General features: G+C 64.2%; 2 protein-coding genes and 1 pseudogene. 1 reads left to right on the top strand and 2 read right to left on the bottom strand.

The annotated features are described in order from the left end of the window. Nucleotides 1-662, top strand: a pseudogene (locus WCE35_RS19770) (DNA topoisomerase IB); the annotation flags it as partial. 137 nt (nucleotides 663-799) lie between these two features. On the opposite strand, the gene WCE35_RS19765 reads toward WCE35_RS19770, so the two are convergent. Beyond that, entirely contained in the window at nucleotides 800-1213 is a 414-nt protein-coding gene (locus WCE35_RS19765; protein ID WP_424595008.1) for an EVE domain-containing protein, read from the bottom strand. Nucleotides 1214-1215: 2 nt separating this feature from the next. Next, nucleotides 1216-1585 (bottom strand): NAD(P)H-dependent glycerol-3-phosphate dehydrogenase (locus tag WCE35_RS19760; RefSeq protein ID WP_424595007.1); only part of this gene is annotated, 370 nt, incomplete at its 5' end.

Here is a 1585-nt window from a genome sequence, read left to right as displayed (position 1 = left end):
TGTCGGGCGACCAGCCTACCCGCGAATTCGCGCTTTCGACGGTGATCGAACTGATCGCGCGCACCGCGATCCGTCCCGGCAACGAATCCTATGCCCGCCTCAACGGCACCCGCGGCGCCACCACGCTGCTGAAATCCAACGTCACGCTGGAAGACGATACCGTCGTGCTGACCTTCAAGGCCAAGGGCGGCAAGGCCGTGCGCAAGGAATGCGGCGCGGCCAAGCTCGTGCGTGCCATCGGCATTTTGCGAAACCTGCCGGGCAAGCGCATGTTCCAGTACCGCGACAATTCCGGCACGGTTCGCACCGCATCCACCAGCATGGTGAACGGGTTCCTGCGCGAGATCGCCGGCATCAAGATTTCGCTGAAGGATTTTCGCACGCTGATGGCGTCCGCCGTGGTGCTGGAATCGCTGTCGCGGATTTCGCCGGCGGCGAGCGCCCACGGCCGCAAGAAGCAGGTTCTGGACGCCGTCCGCGCCGCGGCCGACGAGCTCTCCAATACGCCCGCGATCTGCCGCAGGAGCTATGTCCACGACACCATCGTCACCGCCTTCGAGGATGGCATCCTCGAGCGTTTCGCGGCGACCATGAAGGGCTACCGCTCGCAGTCGAAGCGCGAGGCGTTGCTGGCGCAGGTGGTGACGGCGGCGGCGGCGTAATCGCTTCTGTCGTACGCGGGCTTGACCCGCGTATCCATCTTGAAAAAACGCTTTCTTGAAAGTGTGATGGATTGCCGGGTCATCGGCTGTTAAGACGGCGCTTCGCGCCTTTTGCCCGGCAATGACGGGCTGTGGACTTAAAGCCCGCCCATCTTGCAGACCATCTTCCATTCGTCCGGCGTCACCGGCTGGACCGATAGCCGCGAATATTTCACCAGCGCCATGCCGGCGAGTTTTTTGTCGGCCTTGATCGCGGCCATCGTCACCGGGGTCTTCAGCGGCTTGTCCGCCCTGATGTCGACGCAGACGAACTTGCCGGTCTTGTCGGTCGGGTCGGGATAGGCCTCGCGGATGATTTCCGCGATGCCGACGATCTCCTTGCCCTCGTTGGAGTGATAGAAGAACGCCCGGTCGCCCTTCTTCATGTTCACGAGATTCTGCCGCGCGGTGAAATTACGCACGCCGGTCCAGGCTTCGCCGCTGGCGCCCTTTGCGACCTGCTGGTCCCATGACCAGGCCGACGGTTCGGATTTCACCAGCCAGTACGCCATCGTCATTCCTCCGCCTTGAACGGCCGCGTCAGCAGGCTCTCGATCGCGGCATCGATCGTGACGCGACCGCTCAATATCGCCGCGACCGCATTTGATACCGGCATATCGACATTTTGCGAAGCGGCGAGTTCGATCAGCACCGGCGCGGTGAACTCGCCCTCGGCGAGTTTTTCGCGCGCCGGCCGCTCGCCGCGTCCAAGCGAAACACCGAGCGCGAAATTGCGCGACTGTGGGCTGGAGCAGGTCAGGATCAGGTCGCCGAGCCCGGACAACCCCGACAGCGTTTCGCCGCGGGCGCCGCAGGCGCGCCCGAGCCGCGACAATTCGCTGAAACCGCGCGTGGTCAGCGCGGCGAGCGCCGACGCCCCGAGC

This window comes from Bradyrhizobium sp., assembly GCF_049691595.1.
GTDB lineage: Bacteria > Pseudomonadota > Alphaproteobacteria > Rhizobiales > Xanthobacteraceae > Bradyrhizobium.
Note: the sequence above shows the minus strand (reverse complement) of the source record. Positions and strands in the feature narration are given on the sequence as shown.